This window comes from Streptomyces sp. NBC_00344 (assembly GCF_036088315.1).
Lineage (GTDB): Bacteria > Actinomycetota > Actinomycetes > Streptomycetales > Streptomycetaceae > Streptomyces.
Map to the genome: position 1 here is coordinate 5,591,607 of NZ_CP107996.1, position 15,995 is coordinate 5,607,601.

Genomic DNA, 15,995 nt, shown 5'->3' on the forward strand with positions numbered 1-15,995 from the left:
GGGCGCAACGCCCCCGTCCGCCGCCGACTCAGGAGCTCCGGCCAGTGAGCAGCACCCCGTTCCCGACGTACGGCCGATCGCCTCTGCGCGCCGTCCAGGTACTCGGCGGGGGCAGCGCGGGCAGCAGCGCACATGTCCGTTCGATCGCCGGAGGGCTCGTCGAGAGGGGCGTGCACGTCACCGTGTGCGCCCCCGCCGAACTGGAAAGCGCCCACGGCTACAGCGGTGCGGGCGCCCGCTTCCTGCCCGTGCCGCGGCGCACCGATCCGGCGGCCGTCGCCGCACTCCGCGCCGCCTGCGCGGGCGCGGACGTCGTGCATGCGCACGGGCTGAACGCCGCCGTGCGCACCGCGCTGGCGCTCAGTGGGCAGCGGCTGCCGCTCGTCGTCACCTGGCACACCCGTACCCCGGCGGAGGGCGCGCGCCGCCATCTGGTCCGGCTGGTGGAGCGGAGAGTGGCGACTGCGGCGGCAGTGGTGCTCGGTACATCGACGGATCTGGTCGACAGGGCCCGCAGCCGGGGGGCGCGCGACGCGCGGCTCGCGCCGGTGGCGGTCGCCGCGCCGCGGGTGGTGCGGAGCGGTACCGATGGCAAAATCCGGGCCGAACTGGGCGCTGTAGGAAGGCCGTTGCTCGTCGCGGTGGGAAGTCTGACACCGCACAGTGGCTACGGCACACTGCTGGACGCGGCCCGGCTCTGGCAGCACCTCGATCCGGTGCCGTTGCTCGTCATCGCGGGCGAGGGCCGGGAGCGGCCGGCCCTGCAGCGCCGCATCGAGGCGGAAGCGCTTGCCGTACAGCTCATCGGCAGCCGGGACGACATCACGGAACTCCTCGCCGCCGCTGATGCCGCTGTCATTCCCAGCCGCTGGGAGGCACGTTCCCTGCCGGCGCAGGAAGCCCTCCGGCTCGGCGTGCCGCTGGTCGCCACTGCCGTCGGCGGAATGCCCGAACTGGTGGGCACAGCGGCCGAACTCGTGCCGTACGGGGACCCCGTGGCACTGGCAGCCGGAGTGACCGGTCTGCTCGCCGACCCGGCACGCCGGCTGATGCTCGCCGATGCCGGGCGCGCGCAGGCCGCGAGCTGGCCGACCGAGGACGAGACGGTGGCGCAGGTCCTCAGCGTCTACGACGAGTTGACCCAGCGGGACCGGTCACGCTGAGACGTCGTACGGCGCGCCCGGCCTCCGTCCATGCCGGGCGGGGCCATCAGGTCGTGTGCCTGCGTGCGCGCAGCGCCAGACTCAGGGCCAGCACGGTCTGCGGGTCGTCCAGATCGGTGCCCAGCAGTTCGGCGATCCGCGCCAGCCGGTTGTAGAGCGTCTGGCGGTTGAGGTGCAGCTCGCGTGCCGTTTCCGCCTTGCGGCCCGCATGCGCCAGATACGTCTGCAGGGTGGGCAGCAGCGCGGGCCGCGACGTGCGGTCGTGCTCGCGCAGTGGGCCGATCGCCCGGTCCACGAAAGCCGCCAGGTCGGGCTGGTCCCGCAGCCGCCACAGCAGCAGATCGATGTCGAGACGACGGGCGTCGTACCAGGGGCGCTCGGGAAGCCCCTGCGCCGCGGTCGCCGCCTCCGCCGCGTGCCGCAGCCCGGCTGACGCCGCCGCCCAGCCGCCCGGGACCCCGACCACCACGACCGGCGGATGAGCGCCGGCACGCTCCAGCCCGGCCCTTTCCACCCCCGCCCGCAGCGCGACGGCGACCCGGTCGGCCACCGCGGCACGTTCCGATTCCGTACGGAGTCCGAGGAGGAGTGGCACGCGCCCCTCCACGGGCCGTACACCCAACAGGACCGGCACCCCGACCGCGCTCAGTTCCTCGAGGACGGCGCGGGCCAGCACGGCCCAGTTGCCGGAGGGTGACAGCTCGGCCGCCAGCCGCATCACCACGGGCAGCAGCGGACCGCTGCCCGGCCTGAAGCCCAGTACCCGGGCCTGCGCCGGAGCGTCATCGGCCGAGATCCGGCCCTCGGCCAGATCGGTCAGGAAGTCACCCCGGCCACGTGCGGCCAGTTCCTCCTCCTGACGCGCCTGCATCAGGACCACCGCGAGAAGACCGGCCGCCCGTTCGGCGGCCATCCGGTGGACCGGTGCGAGCGGCGCCGACACCGGCAGCAGCGCCAGCCTGGCCCGGACCGCACCGGGGCCCGAACCACCACCGGGTACCTCCACCAGGACGGCACCGGCCGGCCGGTGCCCGCGCAGCCCCTCCCACACCTGGAGTGGTTCGTCGGGGCCCGCGGCGTACAGGAGCTGTCCGTCCGGGGTCTCGAGAAAGACCGGGTTGGCGGTGAAGTCCGCGAGCACGGAGAGCACCTGGGGCACCCCGCCACCGTTGAGCAGGGCCGAGGTGCACCGCCGGTGAACCTCCTCGGCCTGCTGCAGGAGCGCCAGGTGCCCGTTGACGATCTCGGTGTGGACCTCTTCCGTCACCGAGACGAAGGGCACTTCGCGGTGCAGCTGGACCAGCGGCAGCCCGGCCGAGCGGGCTGCCTCCACCAGAGTGGTGGGCAGTCTGCTGAAGCGCGGACCGAGTTCCACCACGAGAGCGGCGATGCCCCGCTCGGCGAGCTGCCGCACGAACGCCCGCTGCTCGGCCGGCCGGGTGCCGAGCGCGAGCCCGGTGGTGAGCAGCAGCTCGCCCCCCTTGAGCAGCGACGCGATGTTGGGCGCCTCACCCGCGTGCACCCAGCGCACCGTGCGGTTCAGCCGGTCGGCGCCGGTGACCACCTCGGGCAGGCCGCCGCGCAGCCCCGGCAGCTCGAGCGCCCGCCGTACCGTGATCCCGCCCTGGTTCTCCATGGGCCGGACGCTACAGGGGGCCGGACGCCGCCCGGAAGCGTCCGGCCGCAGGTCAGCCGCCGTACGCCCCCGATGCAGTCAGCCGCAGCGCCGTGTCGATCAGCGGCACATGGCTGAACGCCTGGGGGAAATTGCCGACCTGGCGCTGGAGCCGCGGGTCCCACTCCTCGGCGAGCAGACCCAGGTCGTTGCGGAGCGAGAGCAGCTTCTCGAAGAGCTTCCGCGCCTCGTCGACCCGCCCGATCATCGCCAGGTCGTCGGCGAGCCAGAAGGAGCAGGCCAGGAACGCGCCCTCGTCGCCCTCCAGGCCGTCGACCCCCGCTGCTCCGCCGGTCGTCGGGTAGCGCAGTACGAATCCGTCGGTCGTGGACAGTTCGCGCTGGATGGCCTCGACGGTGCCGATCACCCGTTTGTCGTCCGGCGGCAGGAAGCCCATCTGCGGGATGAGCAGCAAGGACGCGTCGAGTTCCTGCGACCCGTAGGACTGGGTGAAGGTGTTGCGCTCCTTGTCGTAGCCCTTTTCGCAGACATCGCGGTGGATCTCGTCGCGCAGTTCCCGCCAGCGCTCGAGCGGGCCGTCCGCGTCCCCGGACTCGATGAGCTTGATGGTCCGGTCGACGGCGACCCAGGCCATCACCTTGGAGTGCACGAAGTGGCGGCGGGGGCCGCGCACCTCCCAGATGCCCTCGTCGGGCTGGTTCCAGTGGTCCTCCAGATAGCGGATCAGTTTCAGCTGGAGAAGCGAGGCGTAGTCGCTGCGGGCCAGCCCCGTCATATGGGCGAGGTGCAGGGCCTCGGTCACCTCACCGTAGACATCCAGCTGAAGCTGGCCGGCGGCGCCGTTGCCGACCCGGACCGGCGCCGAGTTCTCGTAGCCGGGCAGCCAGTCGAGTTCCGCCTCGCCCAGTTCCCGCTCCCCGGCGATCCCGTACATGATCTGGAGGTTCTCCGGATCGCCCGCGACAGCCCGCAGCAGCCACTCGCGCCACGCCCGGGCCTCCTCGCGGTAGCCGGTGCGGAGCAGCGAGGAAAGGGTGATCGCGGCGTCACGGAGCCAGGTGTAGCGGTAGTCCCAGTTGCGGGAGCCTCCGATGTCCTCCGGCAGCGAGGTCGTCGGCGCTGCCACGATCCCGCCCGTCGGCGCGTAGGTGAGCGCCTTGAGCGTGATCAGTGAGCGGACCACGGCCTCGCGGTAAGGGCCGTGATACGTGCACTGCTCGACCCATTCACGCCAGAAGTCCTCCGTCGCCACCAGCGCGTTCTCCGGCTCGGGCAGGGCCGGCGGCTCCTTGTGAGAGGGCTCCCAGCTGATCGTGAAGGCGACCCGTTCGCCGGGGCCGACGGTGAAGTCGGAGTAGGTCGTGAGGTCCTCGCCGAAGGTCTCGGCCGAGGTGTCGAGCCAGACCGAGTCCGGGCCGGCGACCGCGACGGTACGGCCGTCGATCTTGTGGACCCACGGGGTCACCCGCCCGTAGCTGAACCGCATCCGGAGCGCGGAGCGCATCGGGACGCGCCCGGTGACACCCTCGACGATCCGGATCAGCTGCGGTGCGCCGTCCCGGGGCGGCATGAAATCCGTCACACGGACGGTGCCGCGTGGCGTGTCCCACTCCGATTCGAGAATCAGGGAGTCCCCGCGGTAGCGGCGCCGGTCGGCGTCGGGTGGGCATGCCGAAGCGGCATGGGCCGGTCCCAGGCGCCAGAAGCCGTTTTCCTCCGTTCCCAGCAGTCCGGCAAAAACGGCGTGTGAGTCGAAGCGGGGCAGGCACAGCCAATCGGCCGTGCCGTCCCGGCAGACCAGGGCAGCGGTCTGCATGTCTCCGATGAGTGCGTAATCCTCGATGCGCCCGGCCACGTGCAATCTCCAGTCGAACGGCCACGTCGCCCCTTGGGGCGCTTGCGTTGCAGTCAAGGGATCGTTGACGAGCGCTTGTTCCGGGGAACGGGCGGGGTGGTGCCGGTTTCCGGCCGTCTCGGCAGCGAGTGTCCGAGCAGGATACGACGCACCCTAGTGATCCGCATGACGGGTTCGGCAACCTGACTGCGCCGAACGAGTGAGCGTCAGGTGAGTGAGTTGTAACCTCACGGTGAACGTGATGCTGAATGCGGTCGGAGGCAGGGTCCCGCCGGCGCTGATACCCTGGTGGCCCGTGGACCGGTGGTCATCACACCCCCGAACCGCAGCGACGGCACCCCCGGAGTTTTCCGGGGCCTCGTGCCGGCACGCACCTCAGATCGCGACCACGGGAGCCCCCTCTTGGCCATGCAGCCCAAATCCACGACGACCAAGCACATTTTCGTCACCGGGGGTGTCGCCTCCTCCCTCGGCAAGGGTCTGACTGCCTCCAGCCTCGGTGCACTCCTCAAGGCGCGCGGCCTGCGGGTCACCATGCAGAAGCTCGACCCGTATCTGAACGTCGACCCCGGCACGATGAACCCCTTCCAGCACGGTGAGGTCTTCGTCACCAACGACGGTGCCGAGACCGATCTGGACATCGGACACTACGAGCGCTTCCTCGACGTTGACTTGGACGGCTCCGCCAATGTCACTACAGGCCAGGTCTACTCGACGGTCATCGCCAAGGAGCGCCGCGGCGAGTACCTCGGCGACACCGTGCAGGTCATCCCGCACATCACCAACGAGATCAAGCACCGCATCCGCCGGATGGCCACCGACGACGTCGACGTGGTCATCACCGAGGTCGGCGGCACCGTCGGGGACATCGAGTCGCTGCCCTTCCTGGAGACCGTCCGCCAGGTCCGCCACGAGGTCGGGCGCGACAACGTCTTCGTGGTGCACATCTCACTGCTGCCCTACATCGGCCCGTCCGGCGAGCTGAAGACCAAGCCCACCCAGCACTCGGTGGCCGCGCTGCGCAACATCGGCATCCAGCCGGACGCCATCGTGCTGCGCGCCGACCGCGATGTCCCGACCGCCATCAAGCGCAAGATCTCGCTGATGTGCGACGTCGACGAGGACGCCGTGGTGGCCTGTGTGGACGCCAAGTCGATCTACGACATTCCGAAGGTCCTGCACACCGAGGGCCTGGACGCCTACGTGGTACGCAAGCTCGACCTGCCCTTCCGTGATGTCGACTGGACCACCTGGGACGACCTGCTGGACCGGGTGCACAACCCCGATCACGAGGTCACCGTCGCCCTGGTCGGCAAGTACATCGATCTGCCCGACGCCTATCTCTCGGTCACCGAGGCCATCCGTGCGGGCGGCTTCGCGAACAAGGCCCGCGTCAAGGTCAAGTGGGTCGCGTCCGACGACTGCAAGACACCGGCCGGCGCCGCGAAGCAGCTCGGTGACGTGGACGCCATCTGCATCCCCGGCGGGTTCGGCGAGCGCGGGGTCACCGGCAAGGTCGGGGCGATCCAGTACTCCCGCGAGAACCGGATTCCGCTGCTCGGCCTCTGCCTGGGCCTGCAGTGCATCGTCGTCGAGGCCGCCCGGAACGTCGCCGGTATCCCGGACGCCAACTCCACCGAGTTCGACGCGACCACCGCGCATCCGGTGATCTCCACCATGGAGGAGCAGCTGGCGTACGTCGAGGGCGCGGGCGACCTGGGCGGCACCATGCGGCTCGGCCTCTACCCGGCGAAGCTCGCCGAGGGCTCGGTCGTACGGGAGGCCTACGCCGACGAGCCGTACGTGGAGGAGCGCCACCGCCACCGCTACGAGGTCAACAACGCCTACCGCGCCGAGCTGGAGAAGAAGGCCGGTCTGGTCTTCTCGGGCACGTCCCCGGACAACAAGCTCGTCGAGTACGTCGAGTACCCGCGCGAGGTGCACCCCTACCTGGTCGCCACCCAGGCCCACCCGGAACTGCGTTCCCGGCCCACCCGGCCGCACCCGCTCTTCGCGGGCCTGGTGAAGGCCGCTGTGGAGCGCAAGACGGGCGAGTAGCGGGCTGCTGTACAGCGATACGGTTGACCGGGGCGGGGTCTCTTGAGGCTCCTGCCCCGGTTCACGTTCTGGAGAGGACGCTTTCATGGGCATCAAGGACACCCCCGCCGAGTGGCAGGTCACGGCGACCAGGACTCCCTTCACCGGCAACAAGACAAGCGTCCGCACCGACGATGTGGTCATGCCCGACGGCATGGTCGTCCACCGCGACTACCAGGTCCATCCCGGCTCGGTGGCCGTCCTCGCGCTCGATGAGCAGGGCCGGGTCCTCGTCCTGCGTCAGTACCGGCACCCGGTACGCCACAAGCTCTGGGAGATCCCGGCCGGTCTGCTCGACATCCCCGGAGAGAACCCGTTGCACGCCGCGCAGCGCGAGCTCTACGAGGAGGCGCACGTCAAGGCCGAGGACTGGCGGGTGCTGACCGACGTCTACACCACGCCGGGAGGCTGCGACGAAGCCGTACGGATCTTCCTCGCCCGTGATGTCTCCGAGGTCGAGGGTGAGCGGTTCGAGGTCTCCGAGGAGGAGGCCGACATGGAACTCGCACGGGTGGATCCGGCGGAGCTGGTACGCGGTGTGCTTGCGGGGGATCTGCACAACACCTGTCTGGTCGTCGGTGTCCTGGCACTCACCGCCGCACTGAACGGCGACGGGCTCGATGCGCTCCGCCCGGCGGACGCGCCCTGGCCGGCCCGTCCGTTCGAGGCGTAGCCGGAGCACTCGGTCCGTCAATCGGATGATCCGTTGAACCGGTTGGCGGATTCCGCCGTTGCGGTCCGCCCGATCCGTCCCGCTGCCTGAACTACGCTCGGCACTGTCCCGTCCGGACCCCCGGCGGGCTGGTGCGCAGGCGGACGGAGCGAGGCCCGTGACGGATCAGGCAGTGGATTCGGCCGACCGGGTCGCTACCTCGAACGCCGTGCCGGCAACCGGTCAGTTCGTCGGCAGGCGACGTGAATTGAAGGCGCTGCGGGCCGACATCGAACGCGCGGGTCTGGACACGCTGGCCGGGCGCAAGGGCGCACGGCCCCGGGTGCTGCTGATCGCGGGCCGCCCGGGCTCGGGTCGCAGCGCCCTCGCCCGGGAGCTCGCCGCGCAACTGGCCGGCGACTACCCCGACGGTGTACTGCGGGCCAGACTCACCGGGCCCGGCGGTGACCGGGTGCCGGCGGCCGACACCGCTCGTGAACTGCTCGGGCTCCTCGGGGTACCGGCGCCCGCAGGGGCCGGGGAGGACGAGCTCACCGAGCTGGTGCGCGGGGCCATCGGCGGACGCCGGGCCCTGCTGCTCCTCGACGACGCGGCTGACGCCGGCCAGGTCGAGCCGTTGCTGCCCGACGCGTCCGCCTCCCTCGTGGTGGCCACGTCGACCGGACCGCTGACCGGTATCCCCGACGTCCGGCCCTGCACGCTCGGAGGCCTGGACACCGGCTCGGCCGTCGAGTTGCTCAAGCAGGCCGCAGGTGCGGTGCGGATCACCGTCGACCCCCGGACGGCGGAGACACTGGCCGAGGAGTGCGGCGGACAACCCGCCGCACTCGTCCTGGTGGGCGGCTGGCTGGCCACCAGGCCCAAGCTGTCGGTCGCCGACGTGACCAAGCAGCTGTGGAGCCTGCCCGACGAGGCGGAGGAGCCCAAGGCGGCTTCCAGGCCGCTGGCCCGCGCCTTCCGTTTCGTGTACCGCTCGCTGCCGCAGTCCGCCGCCCGGCTACTGCGACTGCTGGCGCTCGCACCGGCCGGTCTTGTCGACGCGCACACGGCTTCGGCGCTGGCCGGCTGCTCGGTATCCGCGGCCCGGACCACCCTGGAGGAGTTCACCACGCTCGGGCTGCTGCGCGGAACGGACGGCCCGCAGTTCGAGGTTCCCGGCTGTCTGGTGCCCCTGCTGACCGAGCTGATGGAGACGCAGGACCGCCCGGCCGAGGTGCAACTGGCCCGTGCCCGCATGCTCGAGCGGACCGTACGGCTGCTGCAGTCGTGCTGGGCGATCACCGAACCGGACGATTCGGTGATCCGCAAGAAGCTCGCCGGACTGCCCCGTTCGCTGCGCTTCACCAGCGCTCCGGCGGCTGCCGAATGGCTGCGGCTGCGGCTGCCCGCGCTGCTCGCGTCCGCCAGGCTCGCCGTCGCGGACGGCGAGCTCGACACCCTGGCCAGGCGGCTGGTCGCCGCGCTGGTGCGGGCGCTGGCCGCACACCGGGGCACGGACGCCGCAGCGCCGGTCCTCTACGGGCTCCATCAACTCGTCCTCGGTGTGGCTGAACGGCGCGGGCTGCACCGTGAACGGGCCGCCGCGCTGCTCAACCTGGCAGATCTGGACGCGGAGTGCGGCCGTACCCGGGAGGCGCTGGCCCGCTACAAGGCCGCACTGGACGCAGGCCGGTCCGCCCATGATCCGTACGCGACCGGGCGGGCCACGGAATCCGTGGGCGGCGCCTACCAGGAGCTGAGGGACTGGGACCGGGCGGCCGACTGGTACGGCAGGGCCCTGGCGCACCGCCAGGCGCGCGGGGAGCGGAGCGAGGAGTCCCGGCTGTACGGGCGGCTCGGGACCGTCCACAGCTATGCCGGGCGCTACGGCGACGCACTGCGCAGCTGGCGGGCGGCGGTGGCCGGATACCGCCGTCTCGGTGACCTCTCCGGCCAGGCGCGGGCACTGAGCGAGCTGGCCAGGGTGCAGGAGTACGCGGGTCACCCGGAGGAGTCCCTGCGCACCTGCACCGAGGCCGTCGAGTGGGCGCGCCGAGCCGATGACGTGCGGCTTCAGGCCGCGCTGTACCTGCGGCTGGCCGACACCCTGGACCGGCTGGGGGACTCGGCGGCGGCCCAGCTGCACAGGGGTTCAGCAGGCAGATTGCTGGCAGATTCCAAATCTACCTACGAAATCCGTGGCACATCTGCGGAAGATTGATGCTTTGAAAGGCTAGACAGCAGGAAGCCCTTCATTAGACTGGTTCCGTCGCGTGTATCCGTGGTGCATCCAGCTGTGCTGTGCATGCTCGGGTATGTATGGCATTGCCCGAGTTATCCACCTGAGTCAAGGACCGTGATCGACGTGAAGGTCGGCATCCCCCGCGAAGTCAAGAACAACGAGTTCCGGGTGGCCATCACCCCGGCCGGTGTGAACGAGCTGGTGCGCCACGGACACCAGGTCGCCATCGAGCAGAACGCCGGAGTCGGCTCCGCGATCACGGACGTGGAGTACGTGGCGGCCGGGGCGCAGATCCTGCCCACGGCGGACGAGGTCTGGGCCACCGCCGACCTGCTGCTGAAGGTCAAGGAGCCCATCGCCGAGGAGTACCACCGGCTCCGCAAGGACCAGACGCTCTTCACGTACCTGCACCTCGCGGCCTCCCGCGACTGCACGGACGCCCTGCTGAGCTCCGGCACCACCGCCATCGCGTACGAGACGGTCGAGACCGCGGCCCGCCAGCTGCCCCTGCTCGCCCCGATGTCGGAGGTGGCCGGCCGGCTCGCCCCGCAGGTGGGCGCCTACCATCTGATGCGCTCGGTGGGCGGCCGCGGTGTGCTGCCCGGCGGGGTGCCGGGTACGGCCGCCGGCGAAGCGGTGGTCATCGGCGGCGGGGTCTCCGGCTGGAACGCCACTCAGATCGCCGTCGGCATGGGCTTCCATGTGACCCTGCTCGACAGGGACATCAACAAGCTCCGCGAGGCGGACAGGATCTTCGGCACCAAGGTGCGGACCATCGTCTCCAACGCCTACGAACTGGAGAAGGCGGTCATCGGCGCGGACCTCGTCATCGGCGCCGTACTCATCCCCGGTGCGAAGGCTCCGAAGCTCGTCACCAACGCGCTGGTCGCCCGGATGAAGCCCGGAAGTGTACTTGTCGACATTGCGATTGATCAGGGCGGCTGCTTCGAGGACTCCCACCCGACCACGCACGCCGAGCCGACCTTCCAGGTCCACAACTCGGTGTTCTACTGCGTGGCCAACATGCCGGGTGCGGTGCCGAGCACGTCCACCTACGCGCTGACGAACGCCACGCTTCCGTACATCCTGGAGCTCGCGAACCGCGGCTGGGTCGAGGCGCTGCGCCGCGACTCCGCGCTCGCTCTGGGCCTCAACACCCATGACGGGCAGGTTGTTTACGGGTCTGTGGCCGAGGCACACAACCTCCCGTACACCGAACTGAGCACCCTGCTCGGCTGACGCGTCAACACTCGCCGTCAATCTTGCGCAACCGGCCGGACCTTGCCCGTGAAGGTCCGGCCGGAGCTGCTTGCGTCCTCTTTGTTCCCCTCGTTCAACTCGCGGCGAACGTAGCCCTTTAGCCGTTTCGTACACCCGCGAAACGTCCCGAGTGGTCCCGGTGCGCCCTTGACAGCGGGGTGTTCGGTTGCCGACACATCGGGTCGGGTCCGGCGGATTGTGTTGCTGCGGAGTGGTGACACGCCATAGAGTCGCCCATCGTCGGCATGGTGCCACGCTGACCTATCGATAAAGTTTCCTGGTCACGTCCAAGGAGGTAAGACGACTTGTGAATGAGTCGACATTTACTCCCGGGGGTGGTCAACCAGGAGTGCCTGCTCGGAGCCATGGCCCTGCGGGGCGCGAGACTGTCGGCTCCGTCGCCGTCCGCACCTCCGGAACCCCACAGCACAGGACGACAGCCCACCAGAGTATGGACGGCCTACACGTGAACGCCAGGGCCGGCGACCGGAGTGGTGATAAGACCACCCATCTCGCCGTCTACAACGAGGTACCCGAGGGTCATTTCTACGACCCGGACGCCGAGTACGAGCCCGACCCGGAGTACGCGGCCACGCTCGCCCCGGACGCTGCACGCCAGCGCCGCGAGCGGATCGGCCCGACCGGACGGCCGCTGCCGTACTTCCCCATCCCGGGACCGCTGACCGACCACGGTCCCGCCAAGATCATCGCGATGTGCAACCAGAAGGGCGGCGTGGGCAAGACCACGTCGACCATCAACCTGGGTGCCGCACTCGCCGAGTACGGACGACGGGTTCTGCTGGTCGACTTCGACCCGCAGGGCGCGCTGTCCGTGGGGCTCGGCGTGAATCCGATGGAGCTCGACCTCACCGTCTACAACCTGCTCATGGAGCGGGGCATGGCGGCGGACGAGGTCCTGCTGAAGACCGCAGTGCCCAACATGGATCTGCTGCCCAGCAACATCGACCTCTCGGCAGCGGAAGTGCAACTGGTCAGCGAAGTGGCCCGGGAGTCCACGCTGCAGCGGGCGCTCAAGCCGCTGATGCAGGACTACGACTACATCGTGATCGACTGCCAGCCGTCGCTGGGCCTGCTGACCGTGAACGCGCTGACCGCCGCACACAAGGTGATCGTGCCGCTGGAGTGCGAGTTCTTCGCGCTCCGTGGGGTGGCGCTGCTGACCGAGACCATCGAGAAGGTCCAGGAGCGGCTCAACCCGGAGCTGGAGCTCGACGGCATCCTCGCCACGATGTACGACTCCCGCACGGTGCACAGCCGTGAGGTGCTCGCACGGGTCGTCGAGGCCTTCGACGACCACGTCTACCACACCGTCATCGGACGGACCGTACGGTTCCCCGAGACCACCGTCGCCGGCGAACCCATCACCACGTATGCCTCCAACTCGGTCGGTGCGGCCGCTTATCGCCAGCTCGCCAGGGAGGTGCTCGCCCGGTGTCACGCCGAGTGAGTCTGCCGGGGGCCGACGAACTGTTCCGTACCACCGGGGGGATGGCGCTGCAGTCGTCGTCACCGAGGCGGCCGGTGAACGGCGAGCCCCGGGTGCCCGCGCCCGCGGGTGAGAGCGATCCGGCCGGCTCGGCGTCCGAGCGCACCGAACCCCCCGCGGCGGAACACTCCACCGCGGGGGCGGAGAACCAGGAGTCCCGCGCCAGGAACGGCGAGGCGGAGGCGGCGGGGAACGCCCGCAGGCCCGCCGACGGGCGCACCGCCCCTTCCGCTGCTGCGCCGGTGGCCCAGCAGCGCCGCCGTGGCGGAGGCCGGGGCGCCAACCGCCGCCCCACCGGACGTGAACGCCACGACGAGAAGATCACGGTCTATGTCTCGGCCGAGGAACTGATGGACCTCGAGCACGCCCGTCTGGTGCTCCGCGGGGAGCACGGACTCGCCGTGGACCGCGGCCGGATCGTCAGGGAAGCGGTCGCCGTGGTCCTGGCGGACCTGGAATCACGCGGCGACGCCAGCATTCTTGTCCGGAGGCTGCGCGGGCGCTGAGCGGCTGCGCGCCGGTAGCCTTCCCGCGCCCGTACTTCCGTACTCTGGACCCCGATGCCCACCGACGAATCCGCCCAGCCCCGCCGCCGGACCCTGGGGCGCGGCCCGGGAGCCGTCGTTCCCGCGGAGGCAGCGGCACCGGAGTCCGCCGCCGGTTCTCCGCCCGAGCCGGAGGCGCCGGAGGGGGATACGCCGCCCGCGGTGGACACCGCTCCGGCCGGTGCGGTCCCTGACGATGCGAACGCCGTCGAAGCCGGTGCGGTCCCGGAGGCCGCGCCCGCCCGGCTCCTGACCGCCGAGCACCCCGGCGATGCCGTGCCCGGCCCCCCGGTGCCCGAGGCCGCCACGGGCGGTCCCGATGTGTCCGGGCCTGTCACCGATAGCCCCGATGTGTTCGGGCCTGTCACTGGTAACCCCGACGTGTCCGAGCCCCCCACGGGGCTTCCGCCACGCGGCAGCGACGCCCCCGAAACCGCCGACGAGCCGCACGACGGCAGGTTCAGGGTGCGGCTGGTCAATTTCGAAGGGCCCTTCGACCTGCTGCTCCAGCTGATCTCCAAACACAGGCTGGACGTCACCGAGATCGCGCTGTCGAAGGTCACTGTCGAGTTCATGGCGCACATCCGGTCCATGGGCGCCGACTGGGATCTTGACCAGGCCACCGAATTCCTGGTGGTGGCCGCCACCCTTCTCGACCTCAAGGCCGCGCGGCTGCTGCCCGCGGCCGAGATCGAGGACGAGGCGGACCTCGCCCTGCTCGAAGCGCGTGACCTGCTCTTCGCGCGGCTGCTCCAGTACCGCGCCTACAAGCAGATCGCCGAGATCTTCAGCGACCGGCTGGAGGCCGAGGGCAGGCGGTACCCCCGGACCGTCGGCCTGGAACCGCACCATGCGGCGCTGCTGCCCGAAGTGGTCATCCGGATCGGCGCCGAGGGCTTCGCGAAACTCGCGGTGAAGGCGATGCAGCCCAGAGCGAGGCCGCAGATCTATGTGGATCACATCCATGCGCCGCTGGTCTCCGTACAGGAGCAGGCCGAGATCGTGATGGCACGCCTGCGGCAGGGCGGCGACGTGAGCTTCCGCACGCTCACCGAGGACGCCGAGGACACCCTCACGGTGGTGGCCCGTTTCCTGGCCCTGCTGGAGCTCTACCGGGAGAAGGCGGTCGTCCTGGACCAGGAGGAGGCCCTCGGGGAGCTGCTGGTGCGCTGGACCGGTGGCGACGGTCCGACACCGGCCGTCACCGACGAATTCGACCGGCTCGATCATGTGGTGGAGGAAAAGGCGTGAGTGATCTCAAGCCCGCGCTCGAGGCGGTCCTGATGGTCGTCGACGAGCCGGCCACCGAAGAACACCTGGCCAAGGTGCTCGACCGGCCCCCTCGGGAGATCTCGGTGGCACTGCGTGCCCTGTCCGACGAGTACACCGTTCAGGGGCGCGGTTTCGACCTGCGGCTCGTCGCCGGCGGCTGGCGGTTCTACACCCGTCCCGAGTACGCGGAAGCGGTCGAGGCGTTCGTCCTGGACGGGCAGCAGGCCCGGCTGACGCAGGCGGCGCTGGAGACGCTCGCGGTGGTCGCGTACCGTCAGCCGGTGAGCCGTTCCCGCGTCTCCGCGGTCCGCGGAGTGAACTGCGACGGGGTCATGCGGACCCTCCTGCAGCGCGGTCTGATCGATGAGGCGGGCGCGGAACCCGAAACAGGTGCGATCCTGTACGGGACGACGAACTACTTTCTGGAGCGGATGGGCCTACGAGGCCTGGACGAGCTCCCGGAGCTCGCGCCCTTCCTTCCGGAGGCGGATGCGATCGAGGCCGAGACACAAGAAGGTGTGCCGTCGTTCGATCCGGATGCACCGGACGGTCCGGACACCGACGCAGACGACAAGACGGAACTTTGATGCGAAGCAACGGCAGGAACAGCGGAAGCGGCAACCGGGACAACCGGGGTGCGGGCGGGAAGTCACAGTCCCCCCGTCCCAGGTCCGGCGGTGCGCGCGGAGACAAGCAGGAGGAGCGTCCGCGCAAGCCCCGTCCCGAGGAGCGCCGTTACGACGTCGGCACCGCTTCGTCCGATGAGCAGGGCCGCAAGTCCGGCGGCGGCAGCCGTGGCGCTTCCGCCCGCGGAGGGGCGAAGGGCGGCCCCAAGACCCCGAAGGGCGGCACCCCCCCGCGCCGCGGCCCGCACGGCCAGCGGGAGACCTCCAGGCCGCGTGAGCTCGACGCCAAGATCGAGGAGCGCAACCGGGAGCGGCACAACAAGCCGCAGGTGAAGACCCCCAAGACCTTCCCCGGCGCCGAGGAGGAAGGTGAGCGCCTGCAGAAGGTGCTGGCCAGGGCCGGCATGGGCTCGCGGCGTGCCTGTGAGGAGCTCATCGACCAGGCCAGGGTGGAGATCAACGGCGAGATCGTCATGGAGCAGGGCCGGCGGGTCCTGCCCAAGGACGAGATCAAGGTGGACGGCCTGACGGTCGCTACCCAGTCGTATCTCTTCTTCGCGCTGAACAAGCCGGCCGGCGTCGTCTCCTCGATGGAGGACCCGGACGGCCGCCAGAATCTCGGCGACTACGTCAACAACCGGGAGACCCGGCTGTTCCATGTGGGCCGTCTCGACACGGAGACGGAGGGCATCATCCTCCTCACCAACCACGGTGAGCTGGCCCATCGGCTGACCCACCCGCGGTACGGGGTCAAGAAGACCTATCTCGCCGCGATCCAGGGTCCGCTCCCGCGTGATCTGGGCAAGCGGCTCAAGGACGGCATCGAGCTGGAGGACGGCTACGCCCGCGCCGACCACTTCCGGGTCGTCGAGAACACCGGCAAGAACTACCTGGTCGAGGTGACCCTCCACGAGGGCCGGAAGCACATCGTCCGCCGGATGCTCGCCGAGGCCGGATTCCCGGTCGAGAAGCTGGTGCGGGTCAGCTTCGGCCCGATTCCGCTGGGTGACCAGAAATCCGGCTGGCTACGCCGTCTCACCAACACCGAGGTCGGCATGCTGATGAAGGAAGTCGGCCTCTAAGCCATCACCTGAGGCCCCTGGCCTCACCGCACAGCCCGAGACCGGCCCCCGCGCAGCG

At 70.3% G+C, this 15,995-nt stretch carries 12 protein-coding genes; 10 read left to right on the forward strand and 2 right to left on the reverse strand.

Translation table 11 applies throughout. From position 1 onward, the window contains the following. The first annotated feature begins 44 nt into the window (after window positions 1-44). Window positions 45-1,163 (forward strand): glycosyltransferase family 4 protein, encoded by a 1,119-nt coding sequence (locus tag OHS16_RS25275; protein ID WP_328539540.1) that lies wholly within the window; start codon window positions 45-47, stop codon window positions 1,161-1,163. A gap of 46 nt (window positions 1,164-1,209) precedes the next feature. On the opposite strand, the gene OHS16_RS25280 is transcribed toward OHS16_RS25275, so the two are convergent. After that, a complete protein-coding gene (locus OHS16_RS25280; protein ID WP_328539541.1) occupies window positions 1,210-2,799 on the reverse strand; it encodes a PucR family transcriptional regulator in 1,590 nt (529 codons plus the stop codon). Between the two features lie 52 nt (window positions 2,800-2,851). Then, window positions 2,852-4,654: a glycoside hydrolase family 15 protein gene (locus OHS16_RS25285; RefSeq protein ID WP_328539542.1), complete on the reverse strand. Its 1,803-nt coding sequence runs from the start codon at window positions 4,652-4,654 to the stop codon at window positions 2,852-2,854. A 408-nt stretch (window positions 4,655-5,062) separates the two neighbouring features. Here OHS16_RS25285 and OHS16_RS25290 point away from each other — a divergent pair, with 408 nt between their 5' ends. The 9 genes from OHS16_RS25290 to OHS16_RS25330 all read left to right on the forward strand — a co-directional run bounded on the left by OHS16_RS25290 (window position 5,063) and on the right by OHS16_RS25330 (window position 15,937). Continuing rightward, the gene (locus OHS16_RS25290) at window positions 5,063-6,712 is read left to right on the forward strand and encodes a CTP synthase (RefSeq protein ID WP_328539543.1); all 1,650 of its coding nucleotides are present in this window, start codon (window positions 5,063-5,065) and stop codon (window positions 6,710-6,712) included. Window positions 6,713-6,797: 85 nt separating this feature from the next. Further along, a complete protein-coding gene (locus OHS16_RS25295) occupies window positions 6,798-7,424 on the forward strand; it encodes an NUDIX hydrolase (RefSeq protein ID WP_328539544.1) in 627 nt (208 codons plus the stop codon). Window positions 7,425-7,581: 157 nt separating this feature from the next. Then, window positions 7,582-9,624: a tetratricopeptide repeat protein gene (locus OHS16_RS25300; protein WP_443042695.1), complete on the forward strand. Its 2,043-nt coding sequence runs from the start codon at window positions 7,582-7,584 to the stop codon at window positions 9,622-9,624. 144 nt (window positions 9,625-9,768) lie between these two features. Continuing rightward, entirely contained in the window at window positions 9,769-10,884 is a 1,116-nt protein-coding gene (gene ald / locus OHS16_RS25305; protein WP_328540979.1) for an alanine dehydrogenase, read from the forward strand. Between the two features lie 370 nt (window positions 10,885-11,254). Beyond that, the gene (locus tag OHS16_RS25310; RefSeq protein WP_328539545.1) at window positions 11,255-12,373 is read left to right on the forward strand and encodes a ParA family protein; all 1,119 of its coding nucleotides are present in this window, start codon (window positions 11,255-11,257) and stop codon (window positions 12,371-12,373) included. Further along, the gene (locus OHS16_RS25315; RefSeq protein ID WP_328540980.1) at window positions 12,370-12,918 is read left to right on the forward strand and encodes a hypothetical protein; all 549 of its coding nucleotides are present in this window, start codon (window positions 12,370-12,372) and stop codon (window positions 12,916-12,918) included. Before OHS16_RS25310 ends, OHS16_RS25315 begins: the two co-directional genes overlap by 4 nt. A gap of 54 nt (window positions 12,919-12,972) precedes the next feature. Continuing rightward, window positions 12,973-14,208: a segregation and condensation protein A gene (locus OHS16_RS25320; RefSeq protein ID WP_328539546.1), complete on the forward strand. Its 1,236-nt coding sequence runs from the start codon at window positions 12,973-12,975 to the stop codon at window positions 14,206-14,208. Window positions 14,209-14,240: 32 nt separating this feature from the next. Beyond that, the gene (scpB, locus tag OHS16_RS25325) at window positions 14,241-14,816 is read left to right on the forward strand and encodes an SMC-Scp complex subunit ScpB (RefSeq protein ID WP_443042792.1); all 576 of its coding nucleotides are present in this window, start codon (window positions 14,241-14,243) and stop codon (window positions 14,814-14,816) included. Next, window positions 14,816-15,937: a pseudouridine synthase gene (locus tag OHS16_RS25330; RefSeq protein ID WP_328539547.1), complete on the forward strand. Its 1,122-nt coding sequence runs from the start codon at window positions 14,816-14,818 to the stop codon at window positions 15,935-15,937. The genes scpB and OHS16_RS25330 overlap by 1 nt, the downstream gene beginning before the upstream one ends. Window positions 15,938-15,995 lie beyond the last annotated feature (58 nt).

Coding starts and splice junctions, on each gene's coding strand:
- OHS16_RS25280 (WP_328539541.1), bottom strand. CDS start 2,799: ATGGAGAACCAGGGCGGGATCACGGTACGGCGGGCGCTCGAGCTGCCG.
- OHS16_RS25290 (WP_328539543.1), top strand. CDS start 5,063: ATGCAGCCCAAATCCACGACGACCAAGCACATTTTCGTCACCGGGGGT.
- OHS16_RS25295 (WP_328539544.1), top strand. CDS start 6,798: ATGGGCATCAAGGACACCCCCGCCGAGTGGCAGGTCACGGCGACCAGG.
- OHS16_RS25320 (WP_328539546.1), top strand. CDS start 12,973: ATGCCCACCGACGAATCCGCCCAGCCCCGCCGCCGGACCCTGGGGCGC.
- scpB (WP_443042792.1), top strand. CDS start 14,241: ATGGTCGTCGACGAGCCGGCCACCGAAGAACACCTGGCCAAGGTGCTC.
- OHS16_RS25330 (WP_328539547.1), top strand. CDS start 14,816: ATGCGAAGCAACGGCAGGAACAGCGGAAGCGGCAACCGGGACAACCGG.